Raw genomic sequence first — 23,544 nt, 5'->3', positions numbered from 1 at the left:
ATCAAATGGACATCGTAAATGCACATATCGGTAAAGAACTTTATAAAACCATTATCTCAACTGCCACTAACAATCTAATTGCAGACGAACCAGAAGATGTTGGCGGAAAAGATTTAGGTTTTAATCCAAATGAATTATTAGCGGCCGCATTGGCTGCTTGTACTTCGGCAACGCTAAGAATGTATGCCGACAGAAAAGCTTGGGATTTAAGCGAAGTAAAAGTTGAGGTAAGTTTTGAAAGAGATGCAAAACTGAATCAGTCGTTTATGAAAAGAAAAATTGAATTAATCGGAAATTTAGACGAAGAGCAACGTAAACGCCTTTTTACGATTGCTAATAGTTGCCCAATTCATAAAACATTGACGAATCCGATAGAAATTGAGACTTCTCTTGTTTGAGCAAATAATATTTGGATTAGTTCGGACAAAAGGAGTATTTTATATTGAATTTTTATTATTATCGTACATTATTAATGAAGTCGTTAGTTTTTCACTTCTTTGATTGCTTTAAAAATATCACTTAAATTAAATTCATTACTTAAATCAAACTAAATTTTATAATCAACAAATGAGAAAACAACTATTAACCTTAGCAGGACTTTGTCTTTTGAGTACTGCTTCTTTTGCCCAAAGAACGCTCATCCATTGCGGAACATTGATTGATGGTATTCAGAACGATGCCCAAAGTCAAGTTACTTTAGTGATTGAAGGGAAAAAAATCACAGGAATTCAAAAGGGTTTTGTAGCTCCAACTGGAACGGATAAGGTAATCAACCTGAAAAATCAGACTGTAATGCCGGGCTTGACAGATATGCACGTGCATATAGAGCAAGAAACGAGTAAGGGAGGAGAGTCAAAACGTTATCAACAAAACCAAGCCGATATTGCTTTTGATGCTGCCAAATATGCTAAAACTACGCTTTTGTCAGGTTTTACTACGGTGAGAGATTTAGGTGGTTCTGGCGTTAATATTGCTCTAAGAAACGCTATTAACAAAGGTACTACGATTGGTCCAAGAGTATTTACTTCGGGAAGAACCATTGCTACGACAGGCGGACACGGCGACCCTTCAAATGCTTTAGCTGAAAAATTAACTTTAGACCCACAGTATATGACGGGCGTTGTAAATGGTCCAGATGAATGCCGTCAAGCCGTGCGTCAGCGTTATAAAGAAGGAGCAGACTGTATTAAAATTACGGCAACTGGTGGAGTATTAAGTATTGCTAAAAGTGGTAAAGCTCCACAATTTACCGAAGAAGAAATCAAAGCGGTGGTTGAAACAGCCAAAGATTATGGCTTTATCGTAGCGGCACATGCACACGGAACGGAAGGAATGAAAAGAGCTATCAGAGCAGGTGTAACAACGATTGAACATGGTACTTATATGGATGATGAAGCAATGGAACTGATGAAACAACACGGAACTTACTTTGTGCCAACGATTATTGCAGGAAAAACAGTAGCGGATTCAGCAAAAATACCGGGTTATTATCATCCATTGGTAGTTCCAAAAGCTTTGGAAATTGGGCCACTCATTCAAGCTACTTTTGCAAAAGCTTATAAAGCTGGTGTAAAAATCGCTTTCGGAACTGACTCTGGCGTTTCTATTCACGGCTACAATGCTTACGAATTTCAATACATGGTGGAAGCTGGAATGCCTGCTATGGAAGCCATTAAATCGGCTACGATTGTTCCTGCAACGATTATGGGTACTCAGAAAGAATTAGGCTCAATCGAAACTGGTAAAATTGCCGACATTATCGCTACTGACGGAAATCCATTACAGGATATTAAAGTGATGCGTAAAGTATCGTTCGTGATGAAGGATGGCGTGGTTTATAAAGGAAACTAATGAGTTTTGAATTTTGAGTGTAGAGTGAGGAGTTTTTCGAATGATGAGTTTTGAGTGTAGAGTGAGGAGTTGCGAGTGTTGAATGATGAGTTTAAAATGGATTGTAAACTCCATAATTACTACTACAAATTAAAACTCCGCACTCCACACTCAAAACTCATCATTCGAAAAACTCCTCACTCAGCACTCCACACTCAAAACTCAAAATGTCATACAGAAAAGGATTAGATATTTTACCTAAACCAATAATTTTACCGTTAAATAGTTGAGTCCAGTAATTAATTTTAATTAAATATTGGATTTTACTGAAAACCAATCTAATAGCTAATGGCTCAAAGCTTTTAGCTATCTTAACAATTCAATTTTAAATCAAAAAATGAAAAAACTTTTTGGAATCTTAACCTTCGTTTTCGCTTCATTTGTTGCTAATGCACAACAACCTAATACGCTTACTCCGAAAGAAAAAAAGCAAGGCTGGCGACTACTGTTTGACGGAAAAACCTTGAATGGGTGGCGTAATTTCAATAAAAAAGACCTTGGCCCAGCTTGGAAAATTTCTGATGATGCGATTATGTTGGACAACAGCCAAATGGATGGTTGGAATACAAAAGGTGGTGGTGAATTAACTACTGATGACATTTTCGAGAACTTCATTTTCTCTTGTGAATGGAAAATTTCGGAAGGCGGAAACTCTGGAATTATTTTTAATGCTCAAGAAGACGATGCTAAAAAACGTCCTTATTCTTGGTTTACTGGTCCAGAATTTCAAGTATTGGACAACGACGGACACGCTGACGGAAAAATTGACAAGCACAGAGCAGGTAATTTATACGATTTGATTAAGTACGAGCCAGAAAACGTAAAACCAGTAGGCGAGTGGAATAAAGTAATGATTGCTCAGACAAACGGGAAAGTAAAATTATATGTAAACGGTAGAATGGTAATTCAGTATGATACCAAAAGTGAAGAATTTAAAAAATTAGTCGCTGGAAGTAAATTCAAAGACATGGAAAGCTGGGGAACATTCACAAAAGGACATATTGTTTTCCAAGACCACGGTAATAAAGTTTGGTTTAGAAATATCAAAATTAAAACCTTGTAGTGTTTAGTTTCTGATTTTTGAAAGAGTTATAATTAGTAAAAATCACTCATTCCAGCAATGATATTTTTGTAATTATAACTCTTTTATTTTCTGTATATTGCAACTTTTTCCACCATGACCCATCGTCTCAAACCCAATAGAGAATGTTAAAATCAATGACAGGTTTTGGCAAATCGGTTACAGAAAGCCAATTCTTGACCGTTACAGCCGAAGTAAAAACGTTAAATTCAAAATTTACAGATATTTATTGTAGAATCCCTAAAAGTCTATCTTTCAGAGAAATAGAAATTAGGAATTTGCTTACTCAGGCTTTAGAAAGAGGTAAAATTGAATTGAACCTAAGTACGAATTATACCAATGTCGCCAGTTCTGGAACAAGTATCAACCGCCCATTAGTGGAAGCTTATATGAAAGATTTACAAGAATCTTCTTTGGCTTTTGGTGTAAACGATGCTACTGAATTATTCAAAATTGCCCTGACGCTTCCCAACGCTTTTAATTCGGAAACTGTTTCAGAAGAACAAGCTGAGGAAGAATGGAAAATCATTCTAAGTACTGTGAATCAGGCAATTGCTGAATGTACAAAATTCCGTTTGCGTGAAGGTGAGATTGTCAATGCAAAATTCGTTGAGTACATTGATAAAATTGCCGAGATTCTAACGGAAGTAGAAGAGCAAGACAAATTGCGTATTCCTGCGGTGCGTGAAAGACTGAGAAAATCGGTAAGTGATTTATTGGAATCTGATGATTTTGATAAAAACCGTTTTGAACAAGAATTGATTTATTACATTGAGAAATACGATATTTCAGAAGAAAAAGTACGTTTGAGAACGCACTTAAACTATTTCAAGGAAGTATTGAAAGAAGGAAACGGAAAGAAATTAAATTTCCTTTGTCAGGAAATCGGAAGAGAAATTAATACCATTGGTTCAAAAGCAAACGATGCGGTAATCCAAAGAATGGTAATTAATATGAAAGATGAATTAGAAAAAATTAAAGAACAAACCTCGAACGTTCTATAATTTGCTTGTAAAAACCATTAAAGAACCATGAAATATATCGCTTTAGTATTCACGTTGATTTTCTTATTATTTGCTGGTTGGCAATACAACGACCCCGACCCAGTACTTTGGATTCCGATTTATTTGGTAGCGACTTACTGTTCTGTAAGAGCTTTTCAAGGAAAAAATAATCCAGAATTGTTGGCGGTAGTAACCATTATGTCTTTTGTAGCAGGCTTAAATACTTGGTTTCAGATGACTTCTTGGGAAGGTTTTTTCTCGGAAGGAGGAGGTTTGTCCATGAAAACAATTAATCAAGAATTAGCTCGTGAAGCTTGCGGACTTTGGATTTGTACTTTCTCCTTTTTACTGTACTTAGTGTCAGATTTTGTACAGAAAAAAGCATAAAACAAGGCTTTAGATTTTTCATTTTCAAGCAAGGCATCGGATTTTCGCTGATGTCTTGCTTTTTTATTTTTACCGCTTGCCCTTACTACACAGACATTTATCAAGAAAGGTAAGATAAATCAAAGCAAAGTCGTAAATTGGAGAAACTATAAACTCCAAACTTTATGCAACTAACGATTACCAACCTAAACAAAACCTACTCAAATGGCGTACAAGCACTTCAAAACGTCAATCTCACGATTAATCAAGGAATGTTTGGTTTATTAGGGCCAAACGGAGCGGGAAAATCTTCCTTGATGCGTACCATCGCAACTTTACAAGAAGCCGATACTGGCACAATTACTTTAGGCGATTTGAATGTACTGACACAGAAAGAAGAAGTACGAAAAACACTTGGCTATTTGCCTCAAGAATTTGGGGTTTATCCGAAAGTTGATGCCATTACTTTATTAAATCATTTGGCAGTTTTGAAAGGAATCACCAATTCAAAAGAACGAAAAGAATTAGTAGAATCATTATTACACAAAACTAATCTTTGGGAAGCTCGCAAAAAGAATTTAGGTGGCTATTCTGGTGGAATGAAACAACGTTTTGGCATTGCACAGGCACTTTTGGCAAGTCCGAAATTAATTATTGTGGATGAACCTACCGCAGGACTCGACCCCGCAGAACGTAACCGTTTCTTGAATTTATTATCAGAATTGGGCGAAAATACCATCGTGATTCTATCAACACATATTGTAGAAGACGTAAAAGAATTGTGTCAAGACATGGCGGTTTTCAACAAAGGACAAGTACTTTATAAAGGAAATCCCTTTGATGCCATTCAAGAAATTAATGGGAAAATCTGGAGAAAGCGTATCCAAAAAGCAGAGTTAGAAGAGTACAAGAAAAACTTTACTTTGATTTCGGATAAATTGATTGGTGGTTCGCCTGTAATTCATGTTTTGTCGGACGGTAACCCAGACGGAACTTTTGAAGCCATCAATGGAGATTTAGAAGACGTGTATTTCACTAAAATTTTCGCCACAGCCTAAACCATTCTTACTATGTTTTTAGAAATCTTACGATTTGAATTTAGCTATCGAAAAAACCGAGCGGCTACTTATATTTATTTTGCCATTCTTTTTGTGCTTTGTTTTGCGGCTACTACTTCCAAGTACGTTACTATTGGCGGAGGTTCAGGTGGACAATTGCAGCCCAACTCGCCCTACACGCTTACTTTGATGACCATCATCATGACATTTGCCGTGACCTTTATTTGTTCGGCAATTATGGGCGTAGCTGTTTTGCGAGACTTTGAAAACAAAACAGAATCCTTGATGTTTACGACGACCATTTCAAAGTTTGATTACCTAATGGGGCGTTTCTTTGGTTCGTTTTGTGTCTTGGTTTTGGTGTATTCTTCTATCTGGATAGCCATGATGTTGGGTTTTAGTGTTGGGAGATTTTTACCTTGGGATCCTTCTTGGAAAGAAAAAACCATTCACGTTTTTGATATGTGGCATTATTTTCAGCCTTTTATCTTTTACGGAATTACCAATCTTTTTATTCAAGCAAGTATTTATTTTGCCGCAGGTACGCTCAGCCGCAAGCCTTTATTGATTTATACTCAGGGAATTATCTTAATTGTTTTGTACGAAATCACTGGAACAATTACCCAAGACCTTGAAAATAAAACACTCGCTTCATTAGTTGACCCTTTTGCGGTTCGTACTTTTCAGATTTATACACAATACTGGTCGCCAGCACAAAAAAATACTATGTTGATTCCGATGGAAGGCATGATGTTGTGGAATCGTGTAATATGGTGTAGCGTTGCCGTACTTATTTTGATTGCTACTTATTATTCATTTAGTTTCAATGTCGTTACTTCAAGTTGGTTCAAGAAAAAGAAAGCCATTAAAGAAGTAGTGAGTAAAATTCGCCCAGAAAGTGTGGTGATTCCTGTCGTGCATCAGTTTACAGGTTTTTCTACGCACTTGACCCAGCTTTGGAAGCAATCATTATTTTACGCTCAAATGGTGGTGAAAGAAATTCCTTTTATCGCAATAATTTTTGTAGGCGTAGTCGATATGATTGTCGGTTCGTTTTACTTTGGCGAAATGTACGGCACAAGTTCGTATCCGATTACGGCAAATGTATTAGGCTTTCTCAGCGAATTTGATTTATTCTTCCTGATTATCGTAGTTTTTTATTCTGGCGAACTCATTTGGCGAGAAAGAACCGTCAATATCAATTTGATTGTTGACGCTCTACCAGTGCCAGATTGGGTAAGTTTATTCGCTAAATTCTTCGGTTTAATGTTGATTTACGTAGGCTTATTACTGTTTTTAATCCTTTTCGGGGTTACTTTACAAGTGAGTCATGGCTATTTCAATTTTGAATTATCCTTATATTTCAAAACCTTATTTACCGACGAAATCGCTTTCTTGATTGCCTTTACGGTACTTTCATTTTTTGTACAAACCATTGCCAACAACAAATTTGTAGGCTTTGCTTTGATGTTTGTCTTTTTTATTGCCAACTTATTTTTGAGTGCCATGGGCGTAGAACACCCTTTGTTTTCTTTCAATAGCGGAAGCTTGGGCAGTTATTCAGACATGAACAAGTACGGGCATTTTGTGGCTTCATTTACTTGGATGAAACTCTATTGGTTGGCTTTTGTAGGCGTACTTTTTGTGATTTCGGTACTTTTGGGCGTGCGTGGTACAGAAGTATTGATGAAAACCCGCTTGAAAATTGGGCAACTTCGTCTTACAAAACCGATTCTTACCATTGCTATCAGTACTTTGTTACTCTTTGTTTCATCAGGTTTTTATGTGTATTACAACACCAACAAATTGAATAAATACCTCACGAAAGAAGAGCAAGAAAAAGTACAAGTTGACTATGAGAAGACTTTGAAGAAATACGAAAATGCTCTACAACCAAGAATTGTTGACGTAAACTTAAAAGTAGAAATATATCCAGAAGACCGTGATTTTACAGCCGAAGGTTACTTTTGGTTGAAGAACAAAACACCAAAAGTTCTGAGTGAAATTTATATTCAAAACGATGTAGTTCATAACATGAAAATTGAGTACTTGAGATTTGAAGGCGGAGCAAAAATCAAGAAAAATTATGAAAACTTTGGTTTTACTATCTACCAATTAGCCAAACCTTTGGCAGTTGGTGATTCTGTAAAAATGAGTTTCAAAACCAAATTTGAAACCAAAGGTTTTGTAGCGAGCGGTTCAAATACCAATGTAGTATATAATGGTACGTTCTTTAATAATAATTATTTCCCTTCTTTAGGATACAGCGAAGACTTTGAAATTGGTGATGACGATACTCGTAAAAAGTACAAATTGCCAGAAAAAGAAAGAATGCTGGAACAAAATAATCCAATTGGACTTTCACAAAGTTTATTTGGTGATGATGCCGATTATATTCGTTTTGAGATGATTATTGGTACAAGTAAAGAGCAGACTGCCATTGCTCCGGGTTATTTACAAAAAACTTGGGAAGAGCAAAATCGTAAGTATTTCCATTATAAAATGGATGTGCCAATGGTGAATTTTTACTCTATTATTTCGGCAGATTATCAAATCAAGCGAGCAAAATGGCATGATGTCAACTTGGAAATTTACTATAATAAAGGACACGAATATAACCTTGATAAGATGATTGAATCTATGAAATCATCTTTTGATTATTATGGTAAAAACTTCGCTCCTTATCAGTATCGCCAGATGCGAATTATGGAATTTCCAAGATATGCTTCTTTTGCTCAGTCTTTTGCCAATACAGTTCCATTCTCAGAAGGAATAGGTTTTATTCAGAAAATAGACGACCCAGAGAAAGATTTGGATATGCCATTTTATGTAACAGCCCATGAATTAGGTCACCAGTGGTGGGGACATCAAGTAGCAGAAGCAAGAGTAAAAGGGAATGCTATGTTATCAGAAACACAGTCGCAATACTCGGCTTTGATGGTGATGAAACATTCAATAAAACCCGAATTAATGCAAAAATTCTTAAAGTATGAATTGGATAAATACCTAACGGGTCGTTCACGTGAAAGTAAGAAAGAACAACCTTTGGCATTGGTGGAAAGTCAGGGATATATTCATTACAACAAAGGCTCTGTGGTAATGTACGCTTTACAAGATTATATCGGCGAAGACAAAGTAAACAAAGCCTTGCATGATTTCTTGTCAGATTGGAAATATCCAAGTTCGGATGGTAAGTACAAACGTTATCCAACCAGTCATGATTTAATAAAATACTTCAAAGCCGAAACGCCTGACTCTTTGAAATATATCATCAACGATATGTTTGAAACTATTACTTTGTTTGAAAACAAAACCGACAAAGTAAGTTACAAACTATTGCCAAACAAAAGCTATGAAGTAAGTATCAAAACCATTTCAGAGAAATTCCGTGCGGATAGTTCTGGGAATGAAAAACCAATTGCTTTGAAAGATTGGATAGACGTTGGCGTGTACGGTGAAGACAAAGACGGAAAAGATAAATTATTGTTTTTGCAGAAATACCAAGTATCGAAGAAAGACAATACTTTTAAAATTATCGTCAAAGAAAAACCTAAAAAAGCAGGTATCGACCCAATCAATAAACTCATCGACCGTCATTCAGATGATAATGTGAAGACAGCGGTTGAGGAGGAGAAATTGTAGTAGAGACGTAAGACACAAGATGCAAGAATAAAGAATTTGTTCTTGTATCTTGTTTTTATAGAAACTTACTTGGTGTTATTTGGTTTTAGTTCCGCAATACAATAATTGGTATTTGTTTTTGTTTGCAAGTCTTTGATTTTTAATTACTTTGAATTATGGATAAGGATAAGAAAAATCGACAATCAAGTGGACGACAATCTGCACAATATGACAAGATTTTCAAAGAAAATTTTGAAGCCATTATTACTGATATTATGCAAAATGTTCTCGATATTTCGGCTGTTTCTATGGAAGAACTGCCTGATGATATTCAGCACACCAAAGAGCGAAAACCTGATATTTTAAAGAAAATAACAGATATAAATAATCAGACTTTCGTTTTGCAAATAGAGTTTCAAGTAAAGGATGAATTTGATATGGTATATCGAATGGCTGAATATTTTATTATGATAGAAAGAAAGTATAAATTATCTGTAAAGCAATTCGTGATTTTTCTTGGCTCAGATAAACCAACAATGCCAACTGAGCTTAATAGAGAAAGGCTATATTTTAGCTATCCTATAATTTCGCTTTCTGAACTTGATTATAATATCTTTCTTAAATCTGACAAACCCGAAGAAATTATCTTGAGTATTTTAGCAAATTTCAAAGATGAAGATACTGAAAGTGCACTAAAAAACATCATTCACCGTATTGAAGAAACTACGACAGGTGATTTTTCGTTAAAAAGGTATTTCAATCAATTGCGAGTTTTAGCACAATTACGTAACTTAGAATTAAAATTAAAGAGTGCCATGGATAGCATTGCAGAATATATCAAAGAAGAAAGAGATGTACTTTATTTAAGAGGGCTTGATAAAGGTACAGCAAAATTTGTTTCTTATCTTTTACAGGAAGGTAAGAAAACGTTCGAACAAATTGCCGATATTACAGGTACAACAGTTGACTTTGTGAAGGCTGTCAACCAGAAAATAATAGACGAAAATAAGTAATATTGATATTCTTTTTTGAAATAAAATACCAATAAAAAAGCGGTCAAAAAATTTATTTTGACCGCTTTTTTATTAAATCCTTAATTCATTAGTTTCTCAATAAACATTCAACCAAACTATTAATTTCTCGAATGTTGTATTGCATTCCTCTATTTTCTATTTCATACAAACTCATGGGTTTTTGAGTACCTGAGTTGGGAAAAATTAAATAAACAATGCCAGAGTCTGCGTCTGCTCCAATGATTTGTCGTATTTCTTTTTTGTAAGTAATATTTACCCCGATTCTTTCTGCCAGTTTTATCGAACCTTCGCCGATATGTGTGCTACTGCCAATATCTGCTACAATGGCAAAACTTCCACGGAAAGTTTTTCGATTATAAACATAAGCTAAATCACCAGTTTGAACTCCTTGTCCTCTGAGGTTATCAGGAATGGCGATAAATGGAATTTCCTCAGAGTTTACATAACGTTGGTAATCCGTTTCTCTTTTTGAAGCATCTTGTAAGGATGTCTGCGAAAGATAATAACCCGGATAGGGGTCTAATGCCGTTTGGATATAAGGCTGGTTTCCGTCAAAAACAATTACATATCTACTCAATTCTCCTTTACTTGTCGCATAGGTTAGATTATCTAAACCCAGATTTTGTGGATGGTAGGCCCGTGGCGAGCCATCGGCATCTATTGTCATTTCGGAAACATAACCGATTACGTAGTTATTAATTTTCCAGACTTTTGTACTGGGGTTTTGCGGGTATCTAATTCCTAAATCTTCTTTTGAACATTGTGAGAATGTTCTTGAACTAAACAATAAGACAAGAGCAAGTAATGAAAAAGTTTTCATGGAAAAAGTTTTTGAAGTAAAAAATTACTTTTCAGTAGCTTTCATCCCCAAATATGTTGTGGCACTAATTCCCAGTAAACCAAGTGTTTCACTTTCAAAAACTGGAAATGATGGTGTGCTTCCATTCATATTTTGGATAAATTCTACTAAAAAAACAACACTAAAAATAACATTGAAAATAAGTGCTTGATAACGATAGACGGTAATCCCCGAAGAGTCTGAAAGAATGTCGTAAAAGAAACTTGATTTATACTTTTTCTTTTTAGTTTTCTTCGCAACAGGAGCTACTTCTACGATAGGAGCAGGGGCTTCTTCTTCTGCTGCTTCGGCTTCCTCAGCGTCTGCTTCTTGATTATTTTTTCTATTGGTATCAATTACTTTGGCAACGGCTGTTGTACCAACACCGATACCCAGTAAAACCAAGCACGTAGAATTTAACTCAACAACCTTGCCACTTACGCCAAAAGCCACAACAAAACAAGCGGCAATAATGGTAGTCCACCATAAACCTTGTGTACGAGCGAAACTGAATATCTCTATTGGCCCGTCGGCAGGGTCAAAAAGTACTTTATCTTTTAGAATATTGGTTTTTACAGATAAGTAAACAGCACTAAAAACAATGAGAAGAGCAATAACATTACAAATTGTGTTCATAGTTTTGGGAGTTAAAATTTACAGATTGATACATTATTCAAACCTAATAAAAAAGCCAGCCCTTTGAAAGACTGGCTCGTTTTTATTTGCTGTAAATTTATCTTGTGGTAATTTTTACATTACTCCACTTCCAATTTTCCTACATTTTCAAACTTAATCGCTCCTTCATCATCTACTTCCATCATCACTACGGCATCTTTGTTGATGTAATTTCCGAGGATTTGTTTCGATAATTCATTCAAGATTCTTCTTTGCATTACTCGTTTCAAAGGTCTTGCACCCATTGTTGGTTCATAACCTTCTTCGGCAAGTTTTACCAAAGCTTCATCTGTACTTTCAAGTGTGATACCTTGTTCTTTCAAACGGTCTTGGATATGTTTGAATTGAATTCTTACAATCTGACTCAGATTGTCTTTGGTCAAAGGCTCAAACATCACAATTTCATCTACACGGTTCAAGAATTCTGGTCTTACTACTTGTTTCAATAAAACCATTACTTCTTCTTTGGCTTTTTCCATTACGATATGATTGTTCCAACCTTCCATTTCTCCCATCTTTTCTTGGATAATATGGCTACCAATGTTAGAAGTCATAATGATAATGGTATTCTTGAAATTGGCAATTCTACCTTTATTGTCTGTCAAACGACCATCATCCAATACTTGTAATAAAATGTTCCAAACATCTGGATGTGCTTTTTCGATTTCATCCAACAGAATAACAGAATATGGTTTTCTACGAACGGCTTCGGTCAATTGTCCACCTTCGTCATAACCAACGTATCCCGGAGGAGCTCCCACCAAGCGGCTTACCGCATGACGTTCTTGGTACTCCGACATATCAATTCTAACCATCGCATTCTCGTCGTTGAACAAGTAATCTGCCAAAGCTTTGGCTAATTCTGTTTTACCTACGCCCGTAGTTCCCAAGAAAATAAACGAACCAATCGGACGTTTTGGGTCTTGCATTCCTGCACGAGAACGACGAACAGCATCCGAAATCGCTTCAATCGCTTCTTCTTGTCCTGCTACTCTTTTTCCCAATTCTACTTCCAAATGCAAGAGTTTTTCTTGTTCGGCACGCATCATTTTTGAAACAGGAACGCCCGTCCATTTTGCCACTACTTCGGCAATGTTTTCAGAAGTTACTTCTTCTTGCAACATCGGAGCTTCACCATTTTTATCGGCTGATTTTCCGCTTTGTAATTGTTTAAGCTTGTTTTCTGCTTCAATCAGTTTACCATAACGAATTTCGGCTACTTTGCCATAATCACCTGCACGTTCGGCTTGTTCGGCTTCCAATTTTAGGCGGTCTATATTTTCTTTTTCTTTGCGTACTTCATCTAAGACAGATTTCTCACCTTCCCATTTCGCCATCAAGTTATTTTTCTTGTCGGTGAGTTCTGCCAATTCCCTGCTGATAATATTTTCACGCTCTACGTTATTTTCTCGTCTGATTGCCTCACGCTCAATCTCCAATTGCATGATTTTACGTTTCAAAGCATCAATTTCTTCGGGTACTGAATCTATTTCCATACGCATTTTTGCGGCAGCTTCGTCCATTAAGTCAATGGCTTTATCTGGCAAGAAACGGTCTGAAATATAGCGACTTGATAATTCAACCGCTGCAATGACGGCATCATCTTGAATCCTTACGCCGTGGTGTAATTCGTACTTTTCTTTAATACCTCTCAAGATAGAAATTGCATCAGTAATATCTGGTTCATCCACAATTACCATTTGGAAACGACGCTCCAAAGCTTTGTCTTTCTCGATATACTTTTGGTACTCTTTCAAAGTAGTTGCACCAATCGCATGCAATTCGCCACGAGCCAGAGCTGGTTTCAATAAGTTGGCAGCATCCATCGCCGAATCTCCGCCACCACCTGCACCAATCAAGGTATGAATCTCATCAATAAACATGATGATTTCGCCTTCGGCATCGGTTACTTCCTTGATTACTGCTTTTAATCTTTCTTCAAATTCACCTTTATATTTTGCTCCAGCAATCAACAAACCCATATCTAAAGTATAAATCTGTTTAGATTTTAGGTTTTCGGGTACGTCGCCCATCACAATTCTTTGAGCCAAACCTTCTACGATGGCGGTTTTACCTACACCCGGTTCACCTACCAACATCGGGTTGTTTTTGGTACGTCTTGATAAAATTTGTAATACTCTACGAATTTCTTCGTCTCTACCAATTACTGGGTCTATCTTTCCAGCTTTGGCTAATTCGTTTAGGTTTCGAGCATAGCGTTCTAATGAACGATAAGTTGCTTCTGCGTTTTGGTCTTTCACGGTTGTGTTTCCTCTTAGTTCTTTGATGGCACTCTTTAATTCTTTTTCCCTGAATCCACTATCTTTCATCAAACCTGCCACAGAATCTTTCCCTAAAAGGATTCCCAATAATAATAATTCTATGGATACAAATTCATCCGAAAACTCCTTTAATAAACTTTCTGCTTTGGTAAAGGCAGCGGCAGCGTCGTTGGCTAAATAGGGCTGTCCTCCGCCAGAAACTTTTGGATAGGCGTTTACAATATTTCCCAGTTTTGATGAAAAAAGTGCTTGATTTACATTCAATTTTTTCATCAAAAACTCCGAAGTATTCGGCTCTTCGTCGATAATGGCTTTTAGCAAATGTCCCGTTTCAATGGCTTGCTGACCATTGGCAGAGGCAATCGAAGCAGCGTGTTGGATTACCTCCTGAGTCTTGGTTGTATATTTATTAAAATTCATTGTGTAAAATGATTTTATTTTTTCAATCACTGATACCCTTATTTAACAAAAGCCAAGCCAAGTTGTTTTTTCGGAAATAATGGCGGATTTTTCTGCGAATAGCTGTTTTTTGTAAGCCAAAATGACTGGATTTAGACAGAAGAGGCAAGAAGCAAGAGACAAGAGTTTTGGATTTTAAGATGAAAGATACAAGAAACAAGATGCAAGAGTTTAGCCATCGTTGGTATTTTTACCAACGAGACGGGCGACAGCAACGAGGCAATGATGAGAATGGAATTAATAAAAAACACTTAGGCGAGTAGGGTTAAATAACCACAAGGTTTGGGCTATTTAAGCATCATTTGAATACTCGTGAATATCATTTTAATGCTTTTTAGTACTGTTTTTATGCTCACAAGCATCGTTTTAATACTCACGAGAACTATTTTAATACTCATAAGCATCGGTTTAATACTCACAAGTACCATTTTAATTCTTGCGAGTATCGTTTGAATGCTCGTGAGTATCGTTTTAATACTCCCAAGCCCCATTTTAATACTCAAGAGCATGATTTGAATACTCATCAAAAAAAAGCGTAGCCAACTTACGAAAGGCTACGCTTTTGGTTTAATTTTTTCTCCTCTTTGGTATTTTTAAAGGGTCGCCAAGACTGGGTTGCGTGCGGTTTAAGAAGCATTTATTTGTGGGTCTATTGAAAAACACTTGAGCCAGCAGAGGGGGGGCATCAGTGTTTCTTTGTTTCGTTATTCAACTGTTTGATTTGTTCAACTGTCAAACCTGTATAAAGTGCTATTTTTTCGTTAGGTTCGTTATTAATTAGCATAATTTTGGCAATTTCAATTTTATTTTCCTCAACTGCCGTTTCCAAAGCACTTTTCATACCCCAATATTGAATGAGGTTTTCTTCGTAGATAGCTCTTTGTTCGATACTTAAATTGGCTAATTCAGCCGTTCCAAAGGCTTTTTGGAAAATTGGCTCATTGAGGATACTTGGAATATGGTCAAAACTTTCTAAGTTTTTTAGAAAATAACACCACTTATCAAACTTGCTTTTAAGTTCGTTCTCCTTTTTATTAAACAACGGCATTTGCAAAAACTTGAAATGCAGTTTGTCAAAAAACACCTCTCCGTCTTGGTCTTTAAGGGCTACATCACGTCTAAATTTACGCCTTTCCTCTGCCTCGTCATATTCAAAATCCAAAATTGCTACAAAATAAATTGGTTCTAACCTAAAACTCCAATCTCCTTTTTGGGCTTGGTCTCGGATAGGAAAAGTTACATAAAACAAACTTCGGTCTTTGAAATATTTTACCTTCGCTTTTTGCATTTCTACGATAAATCTTTCGCCTGAAAGGGAATGGCAATGAATATCAAAAATGGCTTTTCGTTCTGCCGATAAATCTGCTGAACTTTCGGGATTGCGAAAATTAAGGTCTGCAATTTGGTGATGAGGGGGTAGCAACTGATTGAGAAAATCAATCAAAAGGTCTTTATTGCCTTCTTCGCCAAAGAGTTTTTTGAAGCCAAAATCTGTGTATGGATTAATATACTTTGCCATTGGAAAGTCATGTTTATCTTTAATGCAAAGGTACGGTTTTTAGATTTATTTTCTTTTAAAATGGATAACAACGGATATATAACTAACATAAGTTTATGACAGTTATATAGCTTGAATCTGAACTTGTTAGCGTGTTCACATTTTATTAAATCTAAGTGTTTATTTCAAAATATCCAATTGGTTTAATCGCAATAAGAAACAGGCTATTTAAGCATCGTTTTAATACTCGTGAGTATCATTTTAATACTGATATGTACCATTTCAAGCCTCGTGAGTATCGTTTAAATGCTCACGAGAACTATTTTAATACTAATAAGTATGGTTTTAATTCTCTCAAGCACCATTTCAATACTTGTAAGTATCGCTTGAATGCTCGTGAGTATCGTTTTAATACTCCCAAGCCCCATTTTAATACTCAAGAGCATGATTTGAATACTCATCAAAAAAAAGCGTAGCCAAACTATCGAAAGGCTACGCTTTTGGTTATGAGTGCAGTCTAAGACTACATTTATTTGTGGGTCTAAGTGAAATAACACTTAAGCTAGCCATGGGAAAATATTGTTGATATGGCACAAATAATAATCAATGCAAAAACTATATACATAAGTGTTTTTAGGTGCCTAATTTCTTTCATTTGGTTGCCTAAATTATCTTCAACAGCTTGAAATTTATTGTCAAAGTTAATATTAGCAACTACTGTATTTAATTCGCTAAATTTGGTGTCAAAATTTTTATCAATAATTTTTTGTTCAACAGATTGGAACTTGTTGTCAAAGTTAATGTTAGTAACTGCTGTACTTAATTCACTAAATTTGGTGTCAAAGTTTTTATCTACCACTTTTTGTTCAACAGAATGAAACTTGTTGTCAAAATCAATTTTATTTATTTTTTCTAAAAGTTGGTTATTTAAACCTGCTAAATTATTGTATTCATTTGCAAAGTCAACTTTTACAAGTTTTTCAATTGATTCTATACTTGTTTTAAATTCAGTAATCAATGTACTTGTTGTATCGACCGAACTTGAAGCTATTTTTTCTGCTTTTTGAAGTTGTTCAACAGCAGTATTAAGTTTATTAAAGCTTTCTTCGATATTGCTTACTATTTGTTCTATTTTATCTTCCATTTATATAATTACAAATTTATTAGTGAATTTTGTTATGTTTTTTTCTAATATAAAAAGTGAGGCTGTTTTATAAAGCTTTGTACACAACAATTGAGTTTCTGGTATTACTAAAGTAAGTAAAGTAGTGTATTTCTTTAATATTGAAAGATAATCCTTATTATGAATATTTTCTTTTCTTGAGAAATAGTAGAAAGTTTCATTACATAAATTTACTTGTTCTATTATAATATTGCTATTTAGAAAATTTGGTAAATGTCCATTGATTTTTGTTTCAAGGAGCAAAGTGCAAAATGAAGTCAATAAATTAACAATTTCGTTCGATTGACCTAATGCTTTAAATCGTTGGCAAGCACCTAAAATATGCTTTGCATTATTCAACTCTAAACCAACTTCATTTTCAGGAGGGTTTTCTATTTTGTCTATGAAATAGTTGAATATTTCAAAATCTTCTTGATTTTGGCTTTCATTTATTTTATTAAGTAACTCTTCGGCATATTTTGAAGTAAAATAAAATACAATATTTTCTCTAAATATTTTTTCTGCATTTTCTTTATCTAAATTCTTTACGTAGCTACTGCATAAGTTGTCCATAATTTTTGCAGAAGCTACCCTTTTATCAGCAATTGTAAACTCAAAAAAATCAGTTAACGTAAATAAATATTTTCTAAGTTCAGTTTCTTCTTCTCTTGTTTCAGCTTTTAAAGTCCATTTTTTAGTAGATTGCATACCTAAATAACGCCTCAAATAATTTTCAAAATTATTTTTGTAACCGTAATTAGTTTTGCCACTGAACTTTACAAAAATTCTTCTATCACGGTAATTAACAACATAATCATCTACAACACCAACTATAGATAACCGATAGATTGCTCTCATTGTATCTTGCTCTGAGCGAATACGCCAATATTCTGTACGAAATTTAATAATTGCATCATTGGTTAGATTTATTCCTGAAACGTTATAGTTTACAAGTTTTTTGTATTCAAAATCTAAATTCTTTAGGAATAAATCTTCTGAAGTTTTATCATCAGCATTGTTTGTAAAATCGTAAGCATCTAATATTAATTTCTTCTTTAATAATTTAAAAATAACATCATTATTTCCAATTGCTTGATAAGCCGGAACTTTCTCTTTTAGTTCTTCTATGACTGGTGTGATAATATGGTATTCATAGAGTGGAATAAGAAATGCTAACTTTTCAACAGTATCATTTTCAAATCCAATATTCAAAAATCTATAACCCGTTCCTGTTTCTGCAATTGTGTCTTCAAGTCCTTTTTGTTTGTTTTCTCTAATTGCTTTTTCAATATCTACACCAATAAATAATTCCTTTAAAATATTTTTAGTTTCTTTTAAAATTGTTTCAGCTTCTACTATATCGCATCCATTTATCCAATTTGTCTCTATTTGTAATTCAGCATTATTCAGTCTGATAAATCCAAAATTTTTAGTTCCTATTTTATTCTTTACATTTAAATATGGATTTTTGGTAGACAAATAAACATTGAATTTTTCATTATAACTTTCTACAATGAATTTTTCGTTTAAGTGTTTTTCAATTACTTTGTTGAAAAATCTTGTTTCATAATTGACTTCTGTTAGTATTTCATTGAAAATATTTCTTTCTCTTGTAAAACTTTTATGTGCATTTCTAATAAAATCATTATTGGTTTCTACATCAAATTGATTATATAATATGTAGTTTACAGAGTTTTCTCTATTTCTACCCGCTCTTCCTGCTTCTTGATAAAAACTTTCGACAGACTGAGGAATACTATAATGAATTGTATATCTAATATTGGGCTTGTCTATACCCATTCCAAAGGCTTTCGTAGCAATCATTAGATTATATTTATTTGCTAAAAAACTTTTTTGGTTTTCAAATGAATTTGAAGAAATATCAGAAACAATAGTTCCATCATCATTTTGCCCCATAAATGTTGTACACTCCAAATAATCCTCATTTTCTAATCCTTCTATAAACTGCCTAGCATAAGGTTTTACTGTCCAAAAACCTTTTAAGTTTGCTACTACTCCATTTCCAAGTGTATCACTTTTTGTTGGACAAAAAATTAAACCACAATTTTTATATCTTCCATTGTTTTGATTGAAAAAAGTAGCCTTTTGATATGTGTCCAATTTTAAAAATGGTATAGTGGGGATAGTTTTTATAATTTGTTTTATTCGAGGATATTTAATTCTTCCCACTTCCTTTTCTCTAATGAAAAATTCGGAATTATCATCAACAAATTCAGGATTTGGAATATCTTCAATTATAAATTTCAATTCCTCTCTGTCAATTGCTTCTGGTGGTGTACTAACTAACACATCTTCTGCCATCTTTAACTCTCTTTGAATATCTGCAATAACATCAAACGAAGCTGTAGCAGTTAAAGCAATTTGATTAAATTCAGTTGTATTTTCGTTGAAACAGTATTTGAAAATGCCATCACGTAGTCTTAGATAAGAATATCTGAAATCGTGTCCCCATTCAGAAATACAATGTGCTTCATCAATAACAGAATAGCTAAAATCCAACTTATTTGCTACAAAATCTCTCATAAAATTTCTAAATTCTAGAATTTGAAATCTTTCAGGTCCTATAATCGCAAATTGGATTTTCCCATTAGATAATAAACTCAACTTTTCTAATCGAGCTTCTTTGTTGTCAAATGAATTTATATAAAGTGTTTTATCAATAAAATTTTGTCTGAGTTTGTCATATTGGTCTATCATTAATGAACGAATAGGGTCTATGATAATTGAAACCCCTGGTTGTAGCAATGTTGAGATCTGATAAGTTAAAGATTTTCCGCTGCCTGTTGGCAAAATGCCAATTACATCTTTACATTGTAAAATTCTATTTAAAATTTGTAACTGCCCTTCTCTAAATTCAATTTTACGAAAATGATTATTTAAGAAATAAAGTAATGAACCAATTTTCTCTTGGTGTATTATAAATTTATTATTAGTATCATATTCGCCAATAGGTTGGTATCTAATTTTTTTTGTTGTCAAAACCTTGTCTAAATACGTTTCTACATTTTCTATTGGAATAATGTTATAAGTGAATCCATCATCATTAACTCCCAAACTTAAATTTGCATTTACTTGGTCGCTAAATGTAATATTTGGTTTTTCAAATGGTTCATTAGCCAGTATGTGTATATTCTCAATTAGCATAAATAAGTCATCAAATGCTAATTCAAAATATTCTTTCAAACTTTCATTACAATGAATTTGAAAGTTTTTCGAAACACTTACTATATCATTAAGCCATAATAGTAAAAATGATTTTTGAATTTGTCCAATTAATATTGGAATGTAAATACAGTCATATATTTCTTTATTAATCGACTCAAACAAAACTTCAGTTGTTACCAATGACTCTGAAATTGGAATAATTTGATTATCAGAATTAACAAAAACTATACTGCCTGTTCGTTCGTTTTTTACTTTTGAGAAGCCATACTTTTGAAGTATTTTTTGAGTAACAAATAAACTAGCTCTTGTAGGATTTCCTCTATTAACAATATTATAAGCTACAAGAATTTGCTTGTTAAAGTTTTCTGTATTTTCATTTAGCTGAAAATCTTCCACACCTACTAATTCATAACAACAATGTTTTGAAAATACATTAATCGCACTTTCAAAATCTTCAATTTGCCGCTTTTCAATAAATGAATTAAAAATTTCGTCAATTATATATCCACCTTTAAGATTCATTTTTTATTGGTTATTTTATATATATTAGAAGAGTGTCACTTGGCATTGGAATATAACAAATATATCCCCCCATAAAACCCCATTTCCCCAGTTCAAGTCGCTTTCCGTTAGCTTGTTCACATTGTTTTTAAAACTAAGTATTTATTTCAAAATATCTAATTTGTTTAAATCTCAACAAGGTTTAGGCTCTTTAAGTATTGTTTGAATACTCGTGAGTATCATTTTAATACTCACGAGCATCGTTTTAATGCTCACGAGTCCCATTTCAATCCTCACAAGTATCGTTTTAACTCTCACGAGAATGATTTTAATCCTCAAAAGTACCATTTCAATCCTCGTGAGTATCGTTTTAATGCTCACGAGGATGATTTTAATACTTCCGATTATCGTTTTAATCCTCAAGAGCATCATTTGAATACTCATCAAAAAAAGCGTAGCCCATCAAACGAAAGACTACGCTTTGGTTTAAAGCTTATACGGTGGTATCTCCATTATTTCCTTTTTTAGGGGGCTTGCGTTTGTATCGTTGTGCTATTCTGTTTACCAAATCTTTCATCGAACCGTCTTCATTGGAGGCTGCCTTTAATAATCTATAAGCCTTATCAGAAGCATTCATCGCATCCGAACTCGCTGCCGACATGGTGTCGTCTATTTTATCCAACAAATCTGCCACAGCTATTCTTACACTCCATAGCTGGTTAATCAAGGCAACATCTCTTTCCAATTCTGGCGTATCAAAATCTCCCGTCATTTTGTTTGGATAGGTTTTTGCCCCTTCCAAACACAAGTTTACATACTCCACACTCTTTGGCCCCATTACTCTATTGGTGCTTTCGGTGCTTGGCGTACTAATCAAAAATGGCAATTTGCTTTTTACTTGTTCAAGTAAAGCGAGGGTAGCGGCTTTGTCTGCTTCAGGCAAAACGGCTGAGATTCTGTTTGTGTTACTCATTTTATTAAAGGTTTAAAATTTACAATAGTGTAAGAGTATGCTTTTCGGGGCGATATATCCAGAATGGTGTGGTCTATTTGCAAGAATTTCTTCTCTCAAAAAAGATTTTGAACGTAAATTTTCTGAATGATAATGGCAACGAAAGGTTTAGGCAAAAGATGGAATATCGGTGTCGAATATCAGGTGCATCTACCCATCTGTTAGCCTTATCTCAAACATAAAGAAAAATATAATTGGGAGGTAAAAAGTGGAGGAAAAATTTATGTTTTTTTTATTAAATGGTAATTGGGGGGATTTTGGGATTGGAAGATGAAAGAGGCAAGACGCAAGATACAAGAGGCAAGAGTTTGTGATTTTGGGACTTTAGGACTTTAAGACTGAAGAAACAAGATACAAGAAGCAAGAGTTTGGATTTTAGGGAGGGCTTTAAGATGAAAGAGGCATTTATTTGTTCAAGCCCGTGGCTTGGCTATTAAATCATTTCACTTTCAAAAGAAATACTTCATAGAAGTACAAAAAACGTTTTGTTTAGTACTTGAAGCAGTGAGGTTTTTGAAAATAGGTGAGTTGCTTACTCTCATGTTTTGGTGAAAAATACTTATGAAGGTAGGATGAAAAACATTAGACAAGTAGGATAGTTTATTGTCTAAGTACATTGCATTATGAATCCACTTACTTTTGTTTTGTCGCACCAAAACACATAGCAAATTCCACCACTTCCAAAATATACTTCTCCATTTTCTATGTCTGGAAGGTCAGTATCAAGTTGCATTAAAAAGTCCATTTTTTCGTTGGAAATTGGACAAACTAAAACTTCTGCACTTTGTATCCAAGTCGGTTCGCCCCCAAGCCTAAATAAATTTTCTCTACTGTTTGAACTACCCCAGTTTTGGAAAGCCCATCTATTAGGCGTTTCAGCAAAAGAGATTTCTGTTTCTTTTATAGGTAAATCCAAACAGATTTCAATGTCCTTAATTTCTCCAATTTTTGATGGTTTTCCAAAATTGTCATGTTGGTAAAATACTGCACCGCATTCGTTTAACTCTCTGATGTGTATTCCTAAAGTAAGGCTTGATAGTCCTGATATTTTAAGTCCATAAGGAATTTTATCAAAAGTCACTAAATGAATAAATGGATTATTATCATCATCTTCAAGAATGCCTCCAAATTTATATTTAGTTTCGTCTGTTTCTAAATTCCATGTTGGATGCTGTTTTTTGCTAAGGTGAATAGGTCTATCGTTTGAAAAATAGTTGTTATTGAAGCGAAAATGTCGTACAATATTTTGGCAATAATTCTCTATTTTCCCATTTCTCTTTGTATATCCTACAAGCTCTAAATGAGCTACCAAATATTCTTCTATATTTTCGATGTCAAAAAGTTGATTGTTTAGAGCATAGTCATAAGCAAAATTGATAGTCTCTAAATTTCGTGTTTCTAACAAACATCTAAATAGCTTTTGCTTGTCGGTGATATTAGTTTCAGAACTTATAAATTTTGCTTTAAAGGTTTGAATTTTGTCATTTGCTAAATTTCGCCAAGGGTAGTCAGCATAATAAGTACTTGTGTTTGGTTTTAAGTCAAAAATATATTCTAAATTACTGTGTAACAATTCTGGAAATTGCAAACTGGCATATTCGATTACACTTTCGGCATTCTCATTTTTTTGTCTTTTTAGAATGTCTAAAGCAAGATTAATAAGGTCGGCAAATTGAGATTTGTCAACGTAGCTCAATATGTCGTTGAATATTGTCACATTCTCATCAAAAATTTTTAAGAATTCTGCTGCAAAGTAAAATGTGTCACCTGAGTTTGATGTTAACTTAAATAGACGTTCATAGAGGTTAGATGTCTGCCAACCGTTTTGCTTAAAGTCTGTGATTAGTTGTTTGGCTTTATTTGTCATTATTGAGATG

At 34.3% G+C, this 23,544-nt stretch carries 17 protein-coding genes; 9 read left to right on the top strand and 8 right to left on the bottom strand.

The window, feature by feature from the left end:
* Window positions 1-5: 5 nt before the first annotated feature.
* From VB248_RS08035 to VB248_RS08000, 8 genes are all read left to right on the top strand, one after another.
* Window positions 6-398: an OsmC family protein gene (locus tag VB248_RS08035; RefSeq protein WP_323296240.1), complete on the top strand. Its 393-nt coding sequence runs from the start codon at window positions 6-8 to the stop codon at window positions 396-398.
* A 169-nt stretch (window positions 399-567) separates the two neighbouring features.
* On the top strand, window positions 568-1,851 hold the full coding sequence (locus VB248_RS08030; RefSeq protein ID WP_323296239.1) for a metal-dependent hydrolase family protein: 1,284 nt from the start codon (window positions 568-570) through the stop codon (window positions 1,849-1,851).
* Between the two features lie 376 nt (window positions 1,852-2,227).
* On the top strand, window positions 2,228-2,953 hold the full coding sequence (locus VB248_RS08025) for a 3-keto-disaccharide hydrolase (RefSeq protein ID WP_323296238.1): 726 nt from the start codon (window positions 2,228-2,230) through the stop codon (window positions 2,951-2,953).
* Window positions 2,954-3,096: 143 nt separating this feature from the next.
* The gene (locus tag VB248_RS08020) at window positions 3,097-3,975 is read left to right on the top strand and encodes a YicC/YloC family endoribonuclease (protein ID WP_323296237.1); all 879 of its coding nucleotides are present in this window, start codon (window positions 3,097-3,099) and stop codon (window positions 3,973-3,975) included.
* 27 nt (window positions 3,976-4,002) lie between these two features.
* Window positions 4,003-4,362, top strand: coding sequence for a transmembrane 220 family protein (locus tag VB248_RS08015; RefSeq protein ID WP_323296236.1), 360 nt, complete (start codon window positions 4,003-4,005; stop codon window positions 4,360-4,362).
* Window positions 4,363-4,526: 164 nt separating this feature from the next.
* The gene (locus VB248_RS08010; protein WP_323296235.1) at window positions 4,527-5,399 is read left to right on the top strand and encodes an ABC transporter ATP-binding protein; all 873 of its coding nucleotides are present in this window, start codon (window positions 4,527-4,529) and stop codon (window positions 5,397-5,399) included.
* 12 nt (window positions 5,400-5,411) lie between these two features.
* A complete protein-coding gene (locus VB248_RS08005; RefSeq protein ID WP_323296234.1) occupies window positions 5,412-9,041 on the top strand; it encodes an ABC transporter permease/M1 family aminopeptidase in 3,630 nt (1,209 codons plus the stop codon).
* 155 nt (window positions 9,042-9,196) lie between these two features.
* Window positions 9,197-10,033, top strand: a complete 837-nt coding sequence (locus tag VB248_RS08000; RefSeq protein WP_323296233.1) for an RpnC/YadD family protein — start codon at window positions 9,197-9,199, stop codon at window positions 10,031-10,033.
* A gap of 88 nt (window positions 10,034-10,121) precedes the next feature.
* Here VB248_RS08000 and VB248_RS07995 read toward each other — a convergent pair whose 3' ends face one another.
* From VB248_RS07995 to VB248_RS07980, 4 genes are all read right to left on the bottom strand, one after another.
* Window positions 10,122-10,874, bottom strand: a complete 753-nt coding sequence (locus VB248_RS07995; protein ID WP_323296232.1) for a glycoside hydrolase family 75 protein — start codon at window positions 10,872-10,874, stop codon at window positions 10,122-10,124.
* A 24-nt stretch (window positions 10,875-10,898) separates the two neighbouring features.
* Window positions 10,899-11,528: a hypothetical protein gene (locus VB248_RS07990; protein WP_323296231.1), complete on the bottom strand. Its 630-nt coding sequence runs from the start codon at window positions 11,526-11,528 to the stop codon at window positions 10,899-10,901.
* A 119-nt stretch (window positions 11,529-11,647) separates the two neighbouring features.
* On the bottom strand, window positions 11,648-14,269 hold the full coding sequence (gene clpB, locus VB248_RS07985; RefSeq protein WP_323296230.1) for an ATP-dependent chaperone ClpB: 2,622 nt from the start codon (window positions 14,267-14,269) through the stop codon (window positions 11,648-11,650).
* A 724-nt stretch (window positions 14,270-14,993) separates the two neighbouring features.
* The gene (locus tag VB248_RS07980) at window positions 14,994-15,827 is read right to left on the bottom strand and encodes an Rpn family recombination-promoting nuclease/putative transposase (protein WP_323296229.1); all 834 of its coding nucleotides are present in this window, start codon (window positions 15,825-15,827) and stop codon (window positions 14,994-14,996) included.
* 155 nt (window positions 15,828-15,982) lie between these two features.
* On the opposite strand from VB248_RS07980, the gene VB248_RS07975 reads away from it, so the two are divergent.
* Window positions 15,983-16,282, top strand: a complete 300-nt coding sequence (locus tag VB248_RS07975; RefSeq protein WP_323296228.1) for a hypothetical protein — start codon at window positions 15,983-15,985, stop codon at window positions 16,280-16,282.
* Window positions 16,283-16,368: 86 nt separating this feature from the next.
* Here VB248_RS07975 and VB248_RS07970 read toward each other — a convergent pair whose 3' ends face one another.
* The 4 genes from VB248_RS07970 to VB248_RS07955 form a co-directional block, all read right to left on the bottom strand.
* Complete coding sequence (locus VB248_RS07970) at window positions 16,369-16,950, bottom strand: hypothetical protein (protein ID WP_323296227.1); 582 nt, start codon at window positions 16,948-16,950, stop codon at window positions 16,369-16,371.
* The gene (locus tag VB248_RS07965; protein WP_323296226.1) at window positions 16,951-20,676 is read right to left on the bottom strand and encodes a DEAD/DEAH box helicase; all 3,726 of its coding nucleotides are present in this window, start codon (window positions 20,674-20,676) and stop codon (window positions 16,951-16,953) included.
* 472 nt (window positions 20,677-21,148) lie between these two features.
* Window positions 21,149-21,628 carry a hypothetical protein gene (locus VB248_RS07960; protein ID WP_323296225.1) on the bottom strand — a complete coding sequence of 160 codons (480 nt, stop codon included), beginning with the start codon at window positions 21,626-21,628 and terminating at the stop codon, window positions 21,149-21,151.
* Between the two features lie 646 nt (window positions 21,629-22,274).
* Window positions 22,275-23,534, bottom strand: coding sequence for a hypothetical protein (locus VB248_RS07955; protein ID WP_323296224.1), 1,260 nt, complete (start codon window positions 23,532-23,534; stop codon window positions 22,275-22,277).
* Window positions 23,535-23,544 lie beyond the last annotated feature (10 nt).

This window comes from Arcicella rigui, assembly GCF_034929435.1.
Classification (GTDB): domain Bacteria; phylum Bacteroidota; class Bacteroidia; order Cytophagales; family Spirosomataceae; genus Arcicella; species Arcicella rigui.
This window is presented reverse-complemented; position numbering and strand designations above follow the sequence as displayed.